General features: G+C 73.6%; 16 protein-coding genes. 11 read left to right on the forward strand and 5 right to left on the reverse strand.

Features of this window, described 5'->3' with window-relative positions; all coding sequences use genetic code 11:
- Nucleotides 1-77: 77 nt before the first annotated feature.
- From OERS_RS00375 to OERS_RS00390, 4 genes are all read right to left on the reverse strand, one after another.
- Complete coding sequence (locus OERS_RS00375; RefSeq protein WP_068623474.1) at nucleotides 78-1,280, reverse strand: AI-2E family transporter; 1,203 nt, start codon at nucleotides 1,278-1,280, stop codon at nucleotides 78-80.
- 58 nt (nucleotides 1,281-1,338) lie between these two features.
- Nucleotides 1,339-2,571 (reverse strand): diacylglycerol/lipid kinase family protein, encoded by a 1,233-nt coding sequence (locus OERS_RS00380; protein ID WP_068623629.1) that lies wholly within the window; start codon nucleotides 2,569-2,571, stop codon nucleotides 1,339-1,341.
- A gap of 85 nt (nucleotides 2,572-2,656) precedes the next feature.
- Entirely contained in the window at nucleotides 2,657-4,609 is a 1,953-nt protein-coding gene (locus OERS_RS00385) for an ABC transporter ATP-binding protein (protein WP_248948247.1), read from the reverse strand.
- Entirely contained in the window at nucleotides 4,606-6,342 is a 1,737-nt protein-coding gene (locus OERS_RS00390) for an ABC transporter transmembrane domain-containing protein (protein WP_083201107.1), read from the reverse strand. The genes OERS_RS00385 and OERS_RS00390 overlap by 4 nt, the downstream gene beginning before the upstream one ends.
- A 55-nt stretch (nucleotides 6,343-6,397) precedes the next feature.
- On the opposite strand from OERS_RS00390, the gene OERS_RS21870 reads away from it, so the two are divergent.
- The 11 genes from OERS_RS21870 to OERS_RS00445 all read left to right on the forward strand — a co-directional run bounded on the left by OERS_RS21870 (nucleotide 6,398) and on the right by OERS_RS00445 (nucleotide 17,668).
- A complete protein-coding gene (locus OERS_RS21870; protein WP_248948249.1) occupies nucleotides 6,398-7,450 on the forward strand; it encodes a helix-turn-helix domain-containing protein in 1,053 nt (350 codons plus the stop codon).
- Nucleotides 7,451-7,510: 60 nt separating this feature from the next.
- Nucleotides 7,511-8,536 (forward strand): ABC transporter substrate-binding protein, encoded by a 1,026-nt coding sequence (locus OERS_RS00400; protein ID WP_068623476.1) that lies wholly within the window; start codon nucleotides 7,511-7,513, stop codon nucleotides 8,534-8,536.
- A 111-nt stretch (nucleotides 8,537-8,647) separates the two neighbouring features.
- Nucleotides 8,648-9,637 (forward strand): ABC transporter substrate-binding protein, encoded by a 990-nt coding sequence (locus tag OERS_RS00405; RefSeq protein WP_068623477.1) that lies wholly within the window; start codon nucleotides 8,648-8,650, stop codon nucleotides 9,635-9,637.
- On the forward strand, nucleotides 9,637-10,512 hold the full coding sequence (locus OERS_RS00410; protein WP_068623478.1) for a siderophore-interacting protein: 876 nt from the start codon (nucleotides 9,637-9,639) through the stop codon (nucleotides 10,510-10,512). Before OERS_RS00405 ends, OERS_RS00410 begins: the two co-directional genes overlap by 1 nt.
- A 1-nt stretch (nucleotide 10,513) precedes the next feature.
- A complete protein-coding gene (locus OERS_RS21690; RefSeq protein ID WP_068623481.1) occupies nucleotides 10,514-11,614 on the forward strand; it encodes an iron chelate uptake ABC transporter family permease subunit in 1,101 nt (366 codons plus the stop codon).
- Nucleotides 11,615-11,730: 116 nt separating this feature from the next.
- Nucleotides 11,731-12,747, forward strand: coding sequence for a FecCD family ABC transporter permease (locus OERS_RS00420; protein WP_056653525.1), 1,017 nt, complete (start codon nucleotides 11,731-11,733; stop codon nucleotides 12,745-12,747).
- Nucleotides 12,748-12,923: 176 nt separating this feature from the next.
- Entirely contained in the window at nucleotides 12,924-13,718 is a 795-nt protein-coding gene (locus tag OERS_RS00425; RefSeq protein ID WP_068623634.1) for an ABC transporter ATP-binding protein, read from the forward strand.
- Between the two features lie 256 nt (nucleotides 13,719-13,974).
- A complete protein-coding gene (serS, locus tag OERS_RS00430; protein WP_068623636.1) occupies nucleotides 13,975-15,297 on the forward strand; it encodes a serine--tRNA ligase in 1,323 nt (440 codons plus the stop codon).
- 170 nt (nucleotides 15,298-15,467) lie between these two features.
- Nucleotides 15,468-16,250, forward strand: a complete 783-nt coding sequence (locus OERS_RS00435; protein ID WP_068623638.1) for an HAD family hydrolase — start codon at nucleotides 15,468-15,470, stop codon at nucleotides 16,248-16,250.
- Between the two features lie 124 nt (nucleotides 16,251-16,374).
- Entirely contained in the window at nucleotides 16,375-16,872 is a 498-nt protein-coding gene (locus OERS_RS00440) for a GNAT family N-acetyltransferase (RefSeq protein ID WP_231907867.1), read from the forward strand.
- Between the two features lie 229 nt (nucleotides 16,873-17,101).
- A complete protein-coding gene (locus OERS_RS00445) occupies nucleotides 17,102-17,668 on the forward strand; it encodes a DJ-1/PfpI family protein (protein WP_068623483.1) in 567 nt (188 codons plus the stop codon).
- A gap of 104 nt (nucleotides 17,669-17,772) precedes the next feature.
- Here the strand turns inward: OERS_RS00445 and map are convergent, their stop codons facing one another.
- Complete coding sequence (gene map / locus OERS_RS00450; protein ID WP_068623485.1) at nucleotides 17,773-18,555, reverse strand: type I methionyl aminopeptidase; 783 nt, start codon at nucleotides 18,553-18,555, stop codon at nucleotides 17,773-17,775.
- Nucleotides 18,556-18,787: the final 232 nt, after the last annotated feature.

The raw sequence follows: 18,787 nt of genomic DNA on the forward strand, positions 1-18,787 counted from the left end.
TGACGTGGGCGGCCCGGCGGCGAGGCTGCGCGACCACAGATCCTCCACGAGGTCGGCGCAGCGTGGGCGGAAGTGGCTCAGGTGGTCGGGCGGTCCGGCTCGTCGCCGTCGGGCCCGTCCGAGGCCGCACCGGTGCTCGCCTCGAGCGACACCGTCCTCGTGGGGGTCACCAGTGCCTCGTCCGGAGCGTCGGCCTTCGCCGGTGCCGGCCCTGCAGCCGGCGGCGCCCCCGACGTGTCGCCCGACAGGTAGCGCAGCCACCCCGCGTCCGGGTCGCCCTCGATCACGAGCGCCCTCGTGAGCAGCGTGAGCGGGATCGCGAGGATCGCGCCCAGCGGGCCGATCACGAGCGTCCAGAACACGACCGAGAAGAAGCTCAGCGTGAGGCTGAGGTTGACCGCGTCGGCCACGAACTTGGGCTGCACGAGAACCTGCAGGACCACGTTGACCACGCAGTAGACCGCGACCACCCCGAGCGCGAGCGGCCAGCCGCCCACGACGAGCGCCATGACCGTCGGGGGGACCACGCCGAGCACGAACCCGATGTTCGGGATGAAGTTGGTGACGAACGCGAGGATCGCCCAGACGGCGGGCGCCGGGACCCCCATCCACCACAGGGCCAGGCCGTCGATCACGGCCACGACCGCCCCGAACGTCGCGTTGACGACGAAGTAGCGGCGGACGCCCGAGTTGTAGGACGTGATCCGGGCGAGCGTCGCGGGGCGCGTCACGCCGAAGCGGGCGTGGGCGTCCTGGTAGCGACCGGAGTCGGCAGCCATGAAGATCACGTACGCGAGCACGAAGAAGAAGGCCGTGAGCACGGTCATGGCCGTCCCGCCGACCGTGGCTGCGAGGCCCGCGATCGTGCTCGGGTCGAGCCACGACGACACCGCGTCCGCGACCTGCCCCTCGACGCCGAACGACTCGAGCCACGACGTGATCTGGTTGACGGTCTTGGCGAGGTCGTCGAGGTACTGGCCCACGAGGTTCGCGAACTGCACACCGGCGAACGCGAGCAGCGCCGCGAGCGCGCCGAGGATCAGGTAGGCGACCACGATCATCCCGGTCGTCGCGGCCCACCGCGGCCAGCCGCGCCGCTCGAGCGGCCCACGGACGGGCTGCACGATGATCACGACGACCGCCGCGAGGGCGAGCGGGCCGAACAGACCGCGCGCGAAGTACACCCCGGCGAGCACGACCACCCCGGCGGCCAGGCTGATCAGGGTCCGGGTCGACGGCGCCAGGCCACGGTGCGGAGCGACGTCCTGCGGTGCGGTCATCTAAGGGGTGCTCCTCGGTGGTGAAGGTCGGTGCGTCAGGTCGAATGATGCCCGCAGGTCAGGCCGTGCGCACGACCAGCCCGCCCGGCTCGACCCAGGCCTCGAGCTCGACGGCCCGCCCCAGGAGGTCGCCGTCGACCTGCGCCTGCTCGCCGCCCTCGACCCGGACGCGGACGCGCTTGGCCCGCGCGTGGTCGATCCGGCCGATCTTCGCGGGCAGGTCGTTGGTCACGCCGAAGCCCTGCATGACGACGTCGCCGAAGAGCTGGGCCCAGCCCACGACCCCGCCCCGGGTGTCGATCGCGGCGATGTCGAGGATGCCGTCGTCGAGCACCGCGTCGGGCAGCAGCGTGATGCCGCCGGGCAGCTTGCCGCAGTTGCCGACCATGAGGGTCCGCAGCTTGGCCTGGACGGGCGGTGCGTCGTCGAGCTGGATCTGGGCGCGCAGGCGGCGGCCGTGCAGGTGCCGGATCCCCGCGACGAAGTACGCGACCCAGCCCACCTTGGCCTTGAGGGTCGCGTCGGCGTCGGCGACCATCGCGGCGTCGAAGCCGAGCCCCGCGATGACGAGGAAGATGTGCGCGGTCTCGGTGTCCCGGCCCGCGAGCGTGCCCTCGGGCTGCTCGTCCGAGGCGGCCGAGGGGTCGGAGGCGTCGGCCTCGGAGCCGGCGGCCGGGCCGCCGTCCCCGTCACCTGAGGCGTCCGCGCCCGTGGCTCCGGTCCGCGCGGGGCTGCGCGCGCCGTCGTCGGGCTCCGCATACTCCAGGACGCGCGCCCAGCCGACGTCGATGACACGGTCCGCGCCCGCGACGACGATGCGCAGCGCCTCCTCGGGGTCCGTGATGGGCAGGTCGAGGTTGCGGGCGAGCAGGTTGCCCGTGCCGATGGGGATGAGACCCATGGGCGTGCCCGTACCGACCATGGCCTCGGCGACGGCCCGGACGGTCCCGTCGCCGCCGACCGCGACCACGATGTCGGCGCCGCGCGCGAGGGCCTCGCGGGTCTGCCCGACGCCCGGGTCCTCGATCGTCGTCTCGAACCACAGGGGCTCGGGGAGGTCGGCCTCGGCGCACACCAGGCGGACCGTGCGCTCGAGGTTGGCGGCAGCGGGCTTGGACGGGTTGGCGACGAACGCGATGAGCTGGCCCGCGTCGTCGGGCGGCTCGGCGGCGACCACGGGCGGGTCGAGGCGTCGTCGGCGTCGTTGCTGGGACCAGACGGTCATCGCGACCGTGAGCGCGACGGCGGAGATGGCGACCGCCGCGACTCCCAACCACATTTCCCAACCCATGTCGGACACGGTAGCGCTCGGGGTGCCGAGGGAGACGGTCGTGCCCGCCGAAGGTGACCAACCCGACGGCGGGTCCCGGTCGTGCTCAGCGGCCGACCGATCCCCGCTCCCACGCTGCCCACAGCCGCGCGTACGGGCCGCCGGTCGCCCGCAGCTCGTCGTGCGTCCCCGACTCCACGACCCGTCCTGCGTCCATGACCACGACCCGGTCGGCCGCCGCGGCCTGGCTCAGCCGGTGCGCGATCACGACCGCGGTCCGCCCCGACAGCGCAGCCCGGGCCGCCCGGTCGAGCGTCGCGGCGCCGTCGGTCCCGACCTCGGCCGTGGCCTCGTCGAGCACCACGACCGCAGGGTCCAGGAGCAGGATCCGTGCGAGCGCGAGCTGCTGGGCACGGTCCGGCGACAGGTCGAGGCCGCCCGCACCCACGGCGGTCGCGAGGCCCTCGGGCAGGTCGGCGACCCAGCCCGCCTCGACCGCGTCGAGGGCCGCGTGGAGCTCGACGTCGCTCGCGCGGGGCGCGGCGAGCCGCAGGTCCTCGGCGAGGGTCCCGCTGAAGACGTGGACCTCCTGGCTCACCATGGCCGCGTCGGGCCGAGGCGCGGGCGGCCCGTCGGCGGAGGCCCGACGGCGTCGCCCCGGTGCCGCGCCCAGGACCTGCACGGCGCCGCGCGTCGGGCGGTGGATGCCCATCGCGAGCTTCGCGACCGACGTCTTGCCGGCCCCGGACGCCCCGACGAGCGCGACGTGCTCGCCCTCGGCGACCTCGAGGTCCACGCCCGTGAGGACCTCGCGCCCGGGGGAGTAGGCGAAGCTCACGTCCCGGAGCACGACGGCGGAGCGCGGCTCCCGGACCTCGGCGGCGCTCGCGGGACGGTCGCCCTCGGCGGGAGCCCGGTCACCTCCGGCGGGAGCCCGGTCACCTCCGGCGGAAACCCCGTCCCCCTCGGCGGGCCGTGCGGTCGCCGTCGTCACGCCCACGAGACGCGCGAGACCGGCCCCGGCCTTCTGGATCTCGTCGAACTCGCCCAGGACCATCCCGATCGGCCCGAACAGCCGGTGGAAGTACAGTGCCGCGGCCGTCGCGGCGCCCACCGTCACGGCGTCGCCCGAGACGAGCCAGAACCCGACCGCGAGGACGGCCCCGAGCCCGATGAGCTCGGCGATGTTGAGCCGGTTGTAGAACCGGGTCAGCAGCGCGATCCCCGTCAGCGACAGGTCGATGGCCCGGATCGAGGACTGCGCCACGAGGGCCTCGTGCCGCTCGCCGTGCCCCAGCGTCGTGACGGTCGTGGCCCCCGCGACGGTCTCGATGACCTGCTCGGTGCGCTGGGCCTCGGCGACCCGCACCTCGCGGTAGACGGGACCCGAGCGGCGCAGGAACCAGCGCAGCGACACGACCTGCAGGGGAGCCGCCGCGACCGCGGCGAGCGCGAAGCGCCAGTCGAGGGCCCCGAGCCCCACGAGAGTGAGGGCGATCGTGAACACGGCCGATGTGACAGCGGGCAGGACGCCCGAGATCGCCTCGCTCACGGCGTCGACGTCCCCCGAGACGCGCGCGACGACGTCGCCGACGCCCGCCTGCTCGACCTGTTCGAGCGGCAGGTCGAGCGCGCTCGCGAGGACGTCCTCGCGCAGGTCCGCGAGCGCGCCCTCGCAGATCCGGGCGAGCAGGGTCTGTCCCAGGTAGCCGAGGATCGCGCTCAGCACGCCCGCCCCGAGGAGCAGCAGGCCGAAGCGCACGAGCTCGGAGGTCTGGCCGCCCTCGACGACGACGTTGACCATGACCCCGAGCAGCGCCGGGGTCGCGAGTCCCGCGACCGAGCCCGCCAGCAGCACCGCGACGGTCGCGGCGAAGAGCCAGCGGCGTCTCGTGAGCATGCGCCACAGCGCGGCGTTGGTCGCAGCCGTCGTGGCGACGGGCAGGATGGCCCGCGCGGGGACGGCGGGGGCAGCCGGAGCGCCAGGGGCGCCCGGGAGGGCGGGAGCAGCCGGCGTGGCCGGCCCCGCCGGGTCGGCGGTCACGACGTCGCCGCTCACGAGGCCACCAGCTCACGGTCGGACCCGGCCGGGACGGCGGCGACCGCCGTGACGACCTCGTCGCACACCGCCAGGAGCGTCGGGCTCGAGGTCACCAGCACGAGGGCGCGCTCGGGGAAGCCGCGCAGCGCGGCGGCGATCCGGGCCTCGGTCACGCTGTCGACCGCGGTCGTGGGGTCGTGCAGCACGAGCACGGGCTCGGGCCGGTGCAGCGCTCGGCCCAGGACGAGCCGTTGGCGCTGCCCGCCGGACAGGTGCTGGCCGCGGCCGACCAGCGGGGTGTCGAGGCCCTCGGCGAGGTGCCCGAGCACCTCTCCGGTCCCCGAGGCGTCGAGCGCGCGCTCGTCGAGGGGTCCGTCGGGCGCGAGGTTCTCGCGCACGGTCGTGCTGAACAGTGAGGCCTCGTGCCGGGCCGCGAACACGAGCGCACGCCCGGTCGACGGGTCGAGCGTGGCGAGGTCGGTCCCGTTCACGACGACGGCTCCGGGTGGGGCGGGTGCGCGGCACCCGAGGACGTCGACGAGCCGGGCCGCGTCGCCGCCGTCGGGCACCACGATGCCCACGACCTGGCCCGCCCGGGCCGTGACGCGAGGCACGACGGAGCCGCCGAAGGCGCCCGCGATCGTCACGGTCGCGGCCCCCTCGCCGCGCGTGGCGGCGCGTGCGGCGGCCGCTGCGGCCACCCCGTCCACAGGGCTGTGGACGGTCGGCTCGCCGAGCAGGAGCAGCAGGCGGCGCGCGGAGGCGCGCTTCTGCGCGAGCTCGACGCCCAGGAAGCCCGTCCGGGACATGGGTTCCTGGACGAACTGCGCGAGGCCGACGACGGCCACGAGCTCGCCCACGGTGATCTGCCCGGCGAGCGCCATGCGGCCGGCGAAGAGCGCGACCGCCGCGAGGAAGACGACCGAGAGCACGGTGCTCACGGCCTGGTACGCGGCCCGGGAACGCACGGCGCGCAGCGCGGCACCGAGCGAGTCGCGGCTCGCGCGCCGGTAGCGGTCGGCCGCGGCCTCCTCGGCGCCCAGGCCCTTGAGGACGCGCAGGCCCGTGACGAGGTCGGTCGCGAGGCCGCCGGCGCGCGCCGCGGCCTCCTGCTCGGTCTCGCTGCGGGCCTCGAGCGGCACCGAGAGCCGGTGCATCACGAGCAGCATCACGGGGGTCGCGACGAGGACCGCGATCCCGAGCGGCACCGAGACGAGCAGGAGGCTCACGGCGGTCGTGCCGATCGCGGCGAGCGCGCCGAGCTGACCCGTGACGAGCCACGAGATCCCCGCGACACGGTTGGTGTCGGAGGACGCGATGGTCAGGGTCTCGCCCGCGGCGCGCCGGCGGGCCATGCCGAGCGGGTCCAGCACGCGCGCGACCGTGAGCTGGCGCAGGTCGTGCGCCGCGAACGAGAAGGCGCGCACGGTCGAGCGCATGCCGATCCGCCACGCCATGGTCAGGACGACGAAGACGGCGGCGAGCACGGCGAGCCACAGGCCGAGCGCGGCGCCGTCGCGCGGCACGATCGCGCGGTCGACGACCACGCCGATCAGCACGGGCACGAGCGCCTCGGCGACCTGGTGGAGCATGAAGCCGCCCGCGCCCACGGTCAGCAGGAGCCAGCGCCGGTTGCCGGCGAGCACGAGGCGGAAGACCTCGCCGACGGTCGTCGGCACGGCGACGCCGTCCCCGCGGGCGGGGCGTGGTCGCCGGTCCGGGCGTGCAGGACGGCGGAGACGGGGAGGCATGCTTGCTAAGGTAATGCTTACCTTCCTGTGCCGATGTGGGATAGCCTGCCGGATCATGTCGCTCATCGGCCAGGCGCCTCCCTCCGTCCCGTTCGTCCCGATCGACATGCCCGAAGGTGCCTGTCCAGCGGCCGCCCAGCAGGCCGAGGATGCTGCGATCGTGGCCGCGGCCCGCGAGGTCCGGTCGGTCTCGACGTCCCACTTCCCGCCCAGCACGCCGGGTCTGTGGCCCGTGCACGTGCACGCGTTCCACGAGCTCCTGTGGGGCACGCAGGGCGTGCTCACGGTCGAGACCGAGCACGGCTTCTTCGCGGTCCCTCCGACGATCGGGCTGTGGATCCCGGCGGGCGTCGCGCACGCGGTCCAGACCGCAGGGGGCACGGGGTTCTACTGCACCTACGTCGACGCAGACCTGTCGGTGCCGTCGACCGAGGGGGCGGCCGAGCGGCACGAGCGGCCCGCCGAGCGGGCCGGGCGGCCTGTGCGGCCGGCGCGGCCAGGGGCGCCCGGCCCGGCCGCCCCCGCGGAGGGCTCCTTCGTCGCGGTCCTCGACCGCGCGCACCGCACGACCGCGGTCGCGGTCCCTCCGGCGGCGCGCGAGCTCATGGTCCACCTGTTCAGGAACGACATGGACCCCGCGGCCCGACGGCGCAGCGAGCGCGTCGTGGTCGACCTCCTGTCTCCCGTGGACGTCACGCCCATGGTGCTGCCCATGCCCTCGGACGCGCGCCTCGAGTCGGTCGCCCGACGTCTGCTCGACGACCCGGCCGACACGCGTTCCCTCGAGGCGTGGGCGCGCGAGGTGTCGGTGAGCGTGCGCAACTTCTCGCGCCTGTTCCATCGCGAGACGGGCATGACGTTCGCGCAGTGGCGCATCCACGCGCGGGTCCGGGTCGCGATCGGGCTGCTCGCGGGCGGCATGCCCGTCGGGACCGTGAGCCGCCGGGTGGGCTACCGGACGCCGAGCGCGTTCGTGCAGTCCTTCCGCAGGGTCCTCGGTCACACCCCGGGCTGGTACGTCGCGTCGGTCAAGGCCGATGGGGAACATCCCCTGGCCTCTGGCAGCGACGATCGGCCATCTTCCGCGCTTCCGACGTGGTTAGGGTAGGGATACCTAACTGCCTCTGACGGGGACCGTCGCGTCGCCGTCGTCTGCCCGGGAGACCTCGTGACCCTCGTCCTGACCGCCCGCCCCGACACCCCCGTGGACGCGACGTCCACCCCGGTCGGCGACGACCGGTGGCAACGGGTCGTCGCCGCGATCACGCGCCGTGACTTCCTCGTCGGCGCCGGGGCGCTCACGGTCGCAGGGCTCCTCGCCGCGTGCGGCGACGGGTCGGGCCAAGCGGTGGGCACACCTGCCGCGGGCGGCGAGACCATGCCGTTCGAGCACGACGGCTACCGCACGGACCTGCCCCTGCACCCCGAGCGGGTCGTGGTCCTGGAGGCCCGGGCGGGCCTCGAGTTCGCGCTCCTCGCCGGGCTGCCGATCGTGGCCACCGAGTGGTCCGACGAGAGCCACCTCATGGCGCACCTGCCCGCGGGGGTCGAGCGCCTGGGCGGTTCCAACATCGAGCCCAACGCCGAGTCGATCCTGTCCCACTCGCCCGACATGCTCGTGGTCGGCGCGGGGTGGTGGAACTACTACCAGGAGAACGAGCTGCTGGCCGAGGGCATCGCGCCCGTCCTCGTCGTCGGTGACGACGACCCCGACTGGAAGGCGTCGCTGCGCCGCCAGCTCGCCGCGTTCGGTCGCGAGCAGCAGGCGATCGAGGCGATCGACGCCTACGACGCCACGGTCGCCGACGTCTCGGCCGAGATCGCCCCGCTCGTGACCGGCCGCAAGGTCGTCGTCGCGGGTGCCGACGAGGAGGGCTTCTGGATCCAGGAGCCTGACAGCTTCTGCTCGGGCATCGCCCGCGACGTCGGCATGGACCTCGTGCTCCCGGCCGCCGGGCAGACCAACGGCTCGGTCCAGCGGTTCTCGTTCGAGAACCTCGACCTCTTCCACGACGCCGACCTGGTCGTCCTCCAGAACCCCGACGACCCGGCGGCGTCCAACCCCGCGTGGCTCGCCGTGCCCGCCGTCCAGGCGGGCCGCGTGGCCGAGCTCCGCTACGACCGCAACTTCGGGCTCGCCCTGACGGCCCAGGTCTTCGCCGAGGACCTGCGCGAGGCCGCGCGCCTGCTCTGACCTCGCGCCGAGGGCGCCCGGCGCCCACGGCCCTCCACGCCCGCGACCGCGGGCTCCCACGACAGCTCCGTCCTCGCCGCGACCCCGCGGCCACCCGAACCAGGAAGTCCCATGACCACACGCACCACCCGCCGGTCCACCCTGCTCGCGACCGCCTCGGCCGCCACGCTCGCCCTGCTCCTGGGCGCGTGCGCGTCGGGGACCGACACCGGGGACAGCGGCGGCACGAGCGGCGCCGACACGAACGATGCCGGGACCCGCACGGTCCAGAGCGCGTTCGGCGAGACCACGATCCCGGCCGACCCGCAGGCCGCCCTCGGGGTGTACACGACCGACCTCGACATGCTCATCACCCTGGGCATCCCGCTCGCGGGGTCGCAGCCCATCCGCTCGCAGGGGTACACGACCTTCCCGTCGTTCTTCGACCAGGACGCGCTCGCGGGCATCAAGTCGTTCGAGAACTTCCCCGAGTACAACTACGAGGAGATCCTCGCGGCCCAGCCGGACGTGATCCTCAACGGGCTGGGCTACGACGACGAGCTCGTGACCAAGCTCCCCGACATCGCCCCGACCTACAGCTTCAACGGGTTCGACGGCCGCGACTGGCGCGAGAGCTTCGCAGAGGTCGCGGAGGCGTTCGACAGGGTCGAGGAGCACGACGCCTGGACCGCGAGGTACCAGGCCAAGGTCGACGACGTGAAGGCCCGCCTCGCCGAGGCCGGCATCGACCCGGTCGTCGCCCCCGTGGGCTACGGCGACGGGGAGATCATCGTGTCCTGCTACGGCACGCCCTGCCTGGTCTTCAAGGACCTGGGCCTGAAGATCTCGCCGCTCGTCGAGCCCGAGGAGGGCACGACGCTCGGCACCGAGCAGCTCGAGCAGCTCGCGGGCATCGACTGGGCCTTCACCTCGACCGCGCCCGACGAGAAGACGGGCGAGCTCGACGACCCGTTCGCCGAGCTCGCGGGCAACGGCCTGTGGGCCGCGCTGCCGTTCGTCACGAACCAGAACGTCGCGGTCCACGACCTCGAGATGGTCTACGGGTCGCCCAGCGGCCAGTACGCGTTCCTCGAGGTCGTCGAGAAGGCGCTGCTGCCGTGATGCGCATCCACCGGGCCGAGGTCGTGGCGGTCGAGCGCCTGACCCCGGGCATGATCCGGGTCACGCTGGGCGGCGAGGGGCTCGCGGACTTCGAGTCGACGGGCGTGGGCGACGAGTACCTGCGCGTCTTCCTGCCCACGCCGGGCGAGACCGAACCCGTCCTGCCGTTCGCGACCGAGGACTCGTGGGACTACCCCGAGGGCGTCCAGGCGTCACCCATGCGGACCTACACGGTCCGCGCGGTGCCCGCGCCGGGCCTGGTCGTGATCGACTTCGTCGTGCACGACGGGGGAGTCGCCGCGACCTGGGCCCAGCAGGCGAAGCCGGGCGACGTCGTCGGGCTGAACTCCCCCCGCGGGCTGTACGACCCGCCCGCGGACCTCGCCTGGCAGATCCTCCTCGCGGACGCGACCGGTCTGCCCGCGGTCGGCCGGCTGATCGAGCAGGCCCCGGCGGGCGTGCGCACCCGCGTCGTCGTCGAGGTCCCCGACGCGGGCCACCGCCAGTCCTTCCCCGTGAACCCCGACGTCGACATCGCGTGGGTCTACGGCGGCAACGGCCACGGCCCGTGCCGGCTCGAGGAGATCCTGCGGAGCATCGACCTGCCCGACGGCGTCGGATACGTCTGGTTCGCGGGCGAGACCAAGGTGCTGCGCGCCGTCCGCAAGTACCTGCGCCACGAGCGCGGGCTGCCCGTCACGGCCTACAAGACCATCGGGTACTGGACCGCTGCGGCCGAGGAGTGGGAGGAGCGCTGGGAGAACCTCGACCCGAGCGTCAAGGCGTGGATCGACTCCCTGTGGGCCGACGAGGAGCGTGACGAGGAAGAGATCACCGACGCGTACTTCGACAAGCTCGAGTCGTTGGGGCTGTGAGATGACGACGACCGAACGGGCCCCCGCAGGGGCCGGCGCCCCGCCGGCCTCGTCGGCAGCCCCCACCCCGGCCGCCGACAGGGCGCCCGGCCTCGCCGCGACCAACGCGTCGCGGACCGCGTGGCTGCTCGTCGCCGTCGGGGTCCTGGTCCTGATGCTCTTCGTGAGCCTCGCGGTGGGCTCCAAGACGATCCCGCTGCCCTCGGTGTGGTCCGCGCTGGTCGGTGCGCCCGGCGCGGACCCGAACGACGTGGTCATCCTGCGCGACCTGCGCCTGCCCCGCACGGCCCTCGGCCTGCTGGTCGGCGTCGCGCTCGGGCTCTCGGGTGCGCTGATCCAGGCCCTGACGCGCAACCCGCTCGCCGACCCCGGCATCCTGGGCGTCAACGCGGGCGCGGGCTTCGCCGTGGTGCTCGGGGTCGCGACGTTCGGCGTCGTCAACATCCAGCAGTACATCTGGTTCGCGTTCCTCGGCGCGATCGTCACGACGGTCGTCGTGTACCTCATCGGCTCGCTCGGGCGCGGGGGCGCGACGCCCGTCCGGCTCACGCTCGCCGGGATCTCGATCGGCGCGGTGCTGGGCGGGATCTCGTCGGGGATCACGCTGCTCAACCCGCAGGTCTTCGACAAGATGCGCTACTGGGGGGCGGGCACGCTCAGCAACCGCTCGTGGGAGATGGTCGGGACGGTCACGCCGTTCATCCTCGTGGGGGTCGTGCTCGCGGTCGTCGCGGTGCGCCCGCTCAACGCGGTCGCGCTGGGCGACGACCTGGCCCGGTCCCTCGGCGCCCACATCAACCGGACCCGCACGATCGTCGTGATCGCCGTGACGCTCCTGTGCGGGGCCGCGACGGCCGCCGCGGGCCCCATCGGGTTCGTGGGGCTCATGGTCCCGCACGTCGCGCGCTGGATCGTGGGCCTGGACCAGCGGTGGATCCTGTCCTACACGCTCGTCCTGTCGCCCGTCCTGCTCCTGGTGTCCGACGTCGCAGCGCGCCTGGTCCTGCGGCCCGCCGAGCTGCAGGTCGGCATCGTCACGGCGTTCATCGGCGCCCCCGTCCTCATCTGGCTCGTGCGACGCAGGCAGGTGAGCGGGCTGTGACGGCTCCGGTGCAGACCCCGGTCCCCGGGGGGCCCGACGTCCCGGACGCCTCCTCGGCACCTGCGGGCGACCCGCCGGCCGGCGCGCGCCTCGACTTCGGCAGGCCCACACGCGTCCTGCGCTCGCGACGCGGAGGGTTCTCCGCACGCCTCGACGTGCGGGCCGCCGTCGTGACCCTCGTGCTCGTGCTGCTCGCCGCGGCCGTGGGCGTCGTCGCGCTCGGCGTGGGCGACTACGCGGTGCCCGTGCCCGACGTCCTGCGCGCCCTGACGGGCGAGGCCTCCGACGTGGTCCGCATGGTCGTGGTCGAGTGGCGCCTGCCGCGCGTCCTGCTCGCGATCCTGCTGGGCGGGGCCCTGGGGATGAGCGGCGCGATCTTCCAGTCGCTGACCCGCAACCCCCTCGGCAGCCCCGACATCATCGGGTTCAACACGGGCGCCTACACCGGCGCGCTCGTCGTGATCCTGGTCCTGGGGGGCTCGTACGGCGCGGTCGCGGCCGGGGCCATGATCGGCGGGCTCGCGACCGCGGGCATCGTCTACCTGCTCGCGTACAAGAACGGCGTCCAGGGCTTCCGGCTCATCATCGTGGGCATCGCGATCAGCGCGATGCTCGCGTCGGTCAACACGTGGCTCATCCTCAAGGCAGAGCTCTCGCGCGCCATGGCCGCCGCGACCTGGGGAGCGGGCAGCCTCAACGGGCTGTCGTGGACCCAGGTCCTGCCGGTCGTGCTGATCCTCGCGGTCCTCGTGCCGCCGCTGTTCCTCCTGGGGCGACGCATGAACGTCCTCGAGATGGGCGACGACGCCGCGCAGGCCCTCGGGGTCCGCTCCGAGCGCACGCGGCTCTCGCTCGTCGTCGTGGGCGTCGCCCTGACCGCGCTCGTCACGGCCGCGGCCGGACCCATCGCGTTCATCTCGCTCGCGGCCCCCCAGCTCGCCCGCCGCCTCACGCGCGGCGCGACCGTCGGCCTCGCGTCCTCGGCCGCCATGGGGGCCGCGCTGCTCGCCGCGAGCGACCTGGTCGCACAGCGGGCGTTCGCGCCCACCCAGCTGCCCGTGGGCGTCGTGACCGTGAGCATCGGCGGCTGCTACCTCGTGTGGCTGCTCGCCCGGGAGGCGAGGCGGCAGTGAGCACCTGGACCCGACCCGCGACCCGCCGGCCCGCGACCCGCACGGCCCCGGCCGTGCCTGCCGTGCCGGCCGCCGACGCACCCCCGACGCACCCGGTGACCACGACCTCGGCCGAGGCCGACGCACCCGCCGCGAGCCCCGCCGTCGGGCAGGTCGCTCCTCCCCAGGCCGCGCTCGTGGCCCCCGGCGAGCCCCGGCTGCGCGCCGAAGGCCTCAGCATCGGGTACCACGAGCGCATCGTGTCCCAGGGGCTCGACGTCGCGATCCCCGACCGGTCGTTCACCGTGATCGTGGGACCCAACGCGTGCGGCAAGTCGACCCTGCTGCGCGCGCTGTCGCGGCTGCTCACCCCGAGCGCCGGGCAGGTCGTGCTCGACGGCAAGACCATCACGTCCTACAAGGCCAAGGAGGTCGCGCGCCGGCTCGGGCTCCTGCCCCAGACGTCGATCGCGCCCGACGGCATCACGGTCGCGGACCTCGTCGCGCGCGGCCGCTACCCGCACCAGAAGCTCCTGCGGCAGTGGTCGCGCGACGACGAGGACGCCGTGGTTCGGGCGCTCGCGGCCACGCAGGTCACGCCGCTGTCGGCGCGGCCCGTCGACGAGCTGTCGGGCGGGCAGCGCCAGCGCGTGTGGGTGTCCATGGTGCTCGCGCAGGAGACCGAGCTGCTGCTGCTCGACGAGCCCACGACGTTCCTCGACATCGCGCACCAGATCGAGCTGCTCGAGCTGTTCGGCGACCTCAACCGCGAGGGGCGCACGCTCGTCGCGGTGCTGCACGACCTCAACCACGCGTGCCGCTACGCGACGCACCTGGTCGCGATGAAGGACGGGGCCGTGGTCGCGCAGGGGGCGCCGGGGGAGATCGTGACGGCCGAGCTGGTCGAGGAGGTGTTCGGGCTGCGGTGCACGATCGTCGACGACCCGGTCACGGGCACGCCGCTGGTGATCCCGCTGGGTCGCCGGGGGTGACGGGCTTGTCCGCCGGGGGTGACGGTCTGGCTCGCCGGGGGTGACGGTCTGGCTCGCCGGGGGTGACGCTCTTGTCCGCCGAAGGTGACGCTCTTGTCCGCCGAGGGTGACGGTCACCCTCGGCGTCTCTGGCGGTCACCGTCGGCGTCCGCGGAGGTCGCCCTCGGCATCCGAGCCCGTCACCGTCAGCGTCCCGGGTGGTCACCCTCGGCGGGCCCCGTGCCGCGCCCTCCCGCACGTTGGATACCCTCTAGTGGTGATCGATCTTCGACTTCTGCGCGACAACCCCGACGTCGTCCGCGCCAGCCAGGTGGCTCGCGGCGACGACCCCGCCCTCGTGGACCAGGCGCTCGACGCCGACTCCCGCCGTCGCAGCGCGCTGACGGACTTCGAGCAGATGCGTGCCGAGCAGAAGTCCCTGGGCAAGAAGGTCGCCCAGGCGCAGGGCGAGGAGAAGACCGCCCTGCTCGCGCACACCAAGCAGCTCGCCGAGGGCGTCAAGGCCCGGCAGAAGGACGCCGACGACGCCGAGGCGCAGCTCAAGGACGTCCTCTACAAGATCTCGAACGTGATCGAGGGTGCCCCTCCGGGCGGCGAGGACGACTACGTCGTGCTCCGCGAGGAGGGCACCATCCGTGACTTCGCGGCCGAGGGCTTCACGCCCCGCGACCACCTCGAGCTGGGCGAGGGCCTGCGCGCGATCGACACCGAGCGCGGCGCCAAGGTGTCGGGGGCGCGGTTCTACTACCTCACGGGCATCGGGGCGCGCCTCGAGCTCGCGCTGCTCAACGCCGCGATGGACCAGGCGATCCAGGAGGGCTTCACGCCCGTCATCACGCCCACGCTCGTGCGCCCCGAGATCATGCAGGGCACGGGCTTCCTGGGCGCCCACGCGGACGAGATCTACCGCCTCGAGGCCGACGACCTGTACCTGGTTGGCACGAGCGAGGTCGCGCTCGCGGGCTACCACTCGGGCGAGATCCTCGACCTGTCGGAGGGCCCCAAGCGCTACGCGGGCTGGAGCGCGTGCTACCGCCGCGAGGCCGGCTCGTACGGCAAGGACACGCGCGGCATCATCCGGGTGCACCAGTTCCACAAGGTCGAGATGTTCAGCTACATCGACCCGGCCGACGCCGAGGCCGAGCACCAGCGCCTCCTGGGCTGGGAGGAGGCCATGCTGCGCAAGTGCGAGCTGCCGTACCGCGTGATCGACACGGCCGCGGGCGACCTGGGGTCGAGCGCGGCCCGCAAGTTCGACTGCGAGGCCTGGCTGCCCACACAGGAGCGCTACCTCGAGCTCACCTCGACCTCGAACTGCACCACGTTCCAGGCCCGCCGCCTGGGCGTGCGCGAGCGCGTCGAGATCGACGGCAAGGCGGAGACCCGCACGGTCGCCACGCTCAACGGCACCCTGGGCACGACGCGCTGGATCGTCGCGATCCTCGAGAACCACCAGCAGCCCGACGGCTCGGTCCGCGTCCCGGAGGGCCTGCGTCCCTACCTGGGCGGGCTCGAGGTCCTCGAGCCGGTCCCGCCGTCGGCGGGATCGTCGAAGGGCTCGTCGAAGGTCACGAAGTGACGGGTCCTCAGGACGGGTTCGACGTCAGGACCACCACCCGGCCCGACGACGCCGCGCCCTCAGGTGCGTCGACGTCCCCGGGCGAGGTGGCGCCGTCGGGCACGGATCCTGCTGCCGGGGAGGCCGCTGCCGCGTCTCCCGCGCACCCGGCCCGCCCGGGGGAGGGCCCGCTGCTCGTCGCGCTCGACATCGACGGGACGATCCTGAGCCACGACGACGTCCTGAGCGACGGCGTCGTCGAGGCCGTCGCGGCGGTGCGCGCGGCGGGGCACCACGTGATGCTGTCGTCGGGCCGCTCGCTCATCGCGGTGCTGCCCATCGCCGAACGCCTCGGCCTCGCCGAGGGGTACATGGTGTGCTCGAACGGTGCCGTGACGGCTCGTTTCGACGACGCCTCGCCCACGGGCTACGTGGTCGACGAGATGATCACGTTCAACCCGGAGAACGCGCTGCGGCTGCTGCGCGACCAGCTCCCCGACGCACTCTTCGCGGTCGAGGACGTGGGCGTCGGCTTCCGCATGAACGACCTCTTCCCGCACGGCGAGCTCGACGGCGTGCACGACGTGGTCGACTTCGAGGAGCTGTGGTCGGGCGAGGTCACGCGTGTCGTCGTGCGCAGCCCCGGGTCCACGAGCGAGGCCTTCAGCGAGCTCGCACGCTCGCTCGGGCTGAGCGACGTGACGTACGCGGTCGGCTGGACGGCGTGGATGGACATCGCGCCGCTGGGCGTGACCAAGGCGAGCGCGCTCGAGCGCGTGCGCGGCCTGCTGGGCGTGGCGCCGGGAGCGACCGTGGCCGTGGGCGACGGCAGCAACGACATCGACATGCTGCGCTGGGCCGGTCGCGGGGTGGCCATGGGCCACGCCGAGCCCGAGGTCAAGGACGCGGCCGACGAGGTCACGGGCAGCATCGACGAGGCCGGCGCGGTCGCCGTGCTGCGGAGCCTGGTCTGAGGGCTCGCGGGCTGTTCGCGAGGTAGAGGCCTGGCGTCGAGGTAGAGGGCCAGAGGCCTCTGTCTCGGCCCGAACCCTCTACCTCGCGGCGTGGGGTGGCCGACGTGCCCGCTACGCTCGGCGCGTGAACATCACCTCGGCCGATGCTCCCCGGCCGATCTCAGCCGTCCTCGCCCCGTCTGCGAAGCCCGCGATCCGACGGGCAGCGGTCGCCGACCTCGAGGCTCTCTGGCCCCTCGCCCGCGACTTCGCGACATCTTTCCGCCCGGTACGCGAGACCTTCGAGGAGACCTTCCGGGCACTCCTGACGACCCCAGAGGCGCTGTTGCTGGTCGCCGACCGGGAGAGCGAGGCCGTCGGATACCTGGTGGCGCACCGGCATCTGACGTTCCTCGCGAACGGCCTCGTGGTCTGGGTCGAGGAAGTCATGGTCGACGCAGCGGCGCGAGGGCAGGGCGTAGGGCGTCAGCTCATGACAGCGGCGGAATCCTGGGCTGAGGACTCCGGAGCCGCGTACGTCTCGCTCGCAAGCAGGCGCTCGGGCGCGTTCTACGACGCGCTCGGGTACGAGGACTCGGCGACGTTCTACAAGAGGCCCGTCACCGGTCGCGCGGCGAGGTAGAACGGCGTGGGCCTCGCAGGACCGGCTCGCCGCGACGTTGCGGTCATGGGGCGAGCATAGCGACGCCTCGTCGGGTGGTGCGCGACGCCGTCGGGCAGGCGTTTCTCACCTGGTGCGAACCGCCCTTGCCCGCGTCGACGCCGCGGCGCACGCTGGGTGGACCGGCGGCACCGACGCCGCCCGGACGCTCTCGCGCGGCGCAGCGCGACGACATGCACGGAGGTGCGGCATGGCTCCCAAGGTGATCCTCCTGACCGGTGACGGCGGCGAGACCCTCGAGGTCTTCTACCCCTACCAGCGGCTGCTGGAGGCGGGCTACGAGGTCGACGTCGCGGCGCCCTCGAAGCGCAAGGTCCAGCTCGTCGTGCACGACTTCGTCGACGGGTTCGACACGTACACCGAGAAGCTCGGCCACACGCTCGCGGCCGACGTCGCGTTCGCCGACGTCGACCCCTCGGACTACGTGGCGCTCGTGGTGCCGGGCGGTCGTGCGCCCGAGTACATCAGGAACGACCCCGACGCGCAGCGGATCGTCCAGCACTTCTTCGCCGCTGGTGCGCCGGTCGCGGCGATCTGTCACGGGCCCATGCTGCTCGCGGCGGCGGGCGTGCTCGAGGGAAGGACGTCGTCGGCCTACCCGGAGCTGCGGCTCGACGTCGAGGCGGGCGGAGGGATCTTCGAGGACGGGGCGGGCGTCGTCGACGGCAACCTCGTCACGGGGCGAGCCTGGCCCGACCACCCGGCGTGGATGCGCGAGTTCATGAAGCTGCTCGAGGCGTCGGCGCCCGTGGGGTGAGGCGATCTCCCTCGGCCCCGGGGTAGAGGGGGACCGTCGAGGGAGAGGGTCCGAACCCTCTCCCTCGACGCGGGCCCTCTACCTCGCGAGCGAGCGACCGGACGTCAGTCGCGCGCCGTCAGGACGAGCGGCCCGTCCTCGGTGATCGCGACCGTGTGCTCCGAGTGCGCGCCGCGCGAGCCGTCGGCGCTGCGCAGCGTCCAGCCGTCGGGGTCGGTGAAGATCTCGTCGGTCGTCTCGAGGAACCACGGCTCGATCGCGATCACGAGGCCCGGCTTGAGCGGGAAGCCGCGCCCCTTGCGGCCGTCGTTGGGCACGTGGGGGTCGCCGTGCATGGTGCGGCCCACGCCGTGCCCGCCGAAGTCGGTGTTGATGCGGTAGCCGGCCCCGTGCCCGACGGCCGCGATCGCCGCCGAGATGTCACCGATCTTGTTGCCCGGCTGCGCGGCCGCGATGCCCGCGGCGAGCGCGTCCTGCGTCGCCTCGATGAGCTTCTGGTCCGCGGCGCCGCGGTCGCCCCCGCGCGGGTTCCCGACGACGAACGACACCGCGCTGTCGGAGACCCAGCCGTCGACCGAGGCCGCGAAGTCGAGGCTCAGCAGGTCGCCGTCCTGGAGGCGGTAGTCGAACGGCAGGCCGTGCAGGACGGCGTCGTTGACCGAGGTGCAGATGACCTTGCCGAACGGGCTCGCCCCGAACGAGGGGTGGTAGTCGATGTAGCAGGACTCGGCGCCCCGCTCCTTGATCATCCGGTGGGCCAGGGCGTCGAGCTCGAGCAGGTTGACGCCGACCTTCGCGGCGGCGCTGACCTGCGTGAGGACGTCCGCGACGAAGCGGCCGGCCGGGCGCATCTGCTCGATCTCGCGGGGGGTCCTCAGCTCGATCATGGTGTTCCTCTCGGTGCGTGCTCGGGTGTGCCGGGTCCACCGCGGGGTTCCACGGGGCTCTCCGACCTGCTCCCAGGGTGTCACGGGAGGGCAGGCGGGGTGCAACTCCCGGGTGACGGCGGCGTGCTGTCGCGGGGTGGTCGTGGGGTGGGGTGCGCCTCGGTCCGGTGCCGGCGGACGACGCGCGCCCGGTGCGCGCTTGCCGGGCGCGAATCGCTTCTGACTCCCGTGA

Source organism: Oerskovia enterophila (assembly GCF_001692445.1).
Classification (GTDB): Bacteria; Actinomycetota; Actinomycetes; order Actinomycetales; family Cellulomonadaceae; genus Oerskovia; species Oerskovia enterophila.